This is a genomic window from Arthrobacter sp. JCM 19049, assembly GCF_001310435.1.
In genome coordinates this window covers 1-675 of sequence record NZ_BAXF01000848.1, presented here as the reverse complement: position 1 = coordinate 675, position 675 = coordinate 1, and the positions used below count along the sequence as shown (strand labels likewise).

The 675-nt window shown below is 69.6% G+C and carries 1 pseudogene; it reads left to right on the top strand.

What is annotated here, in order from left to right:
- Positions 1-675 (top strand): annotated as a pseudogene (locus tag JCM19049_RS16685) (pyruvate carboxylase); the annotation flags it as partial.

Below are 675 nucleotides of genomic sequence, written 5' to 3'. Positions count from 1 at the left end.
CGCAGGGCTTTGCCAAGGCGCTGCGCGAGTCCAACGCGGTGGGGGTCACCGACACCACCTTCCGTGACGCGCACCAGTCGCTGCTGGCCACCCGGGTGCGCACCCGCGACCTGCTGCACGCCGCCCCCCGCCTACGCCCACGTGGTCCCGCAGCTGTTCTCCATGGAGGTCTGGGGCGGGGCGACCTACGACGTCTCGCTGCGCTTCCTGGGCGAGGACCCGTGGAAGCGCCTGGAGCTGCTGCGCGCCGAGCTGCCCAACATCCCGCTGCAGATGCTGCTGCGCGGACGCAACACCGTGGGCTACACCCCGTACCCCACCCAGGTGACCGACGCATTCGTCGCCGAGGCCGCCAAGAGCGGGATCGACATCTTCCGCATCTTCGATGCGCTGAACGACATCGACCAGATGGCCCCGGCCATCAAGGCCGTGCGCGCCACCGGGACCGCGGTGGCCGAGGTGGCCCTTTGCTACACCGGCAACCTGCTGGACGCCAACGAGAAGCTCTACACTCTGGAGTACTACCTGGAGCTGGCGCAGAAGATCGTCGACGCCGGGGCCCACATCCTGGCGATCAAGGACATGGCGGGGCTGCTGCGCCCGGCCGCGGCGAAGCTGCTGGTCTCCGCGCTGCGTGAGCGCTTCGACCTGCCGGTGCACCTGCACACCCACGAC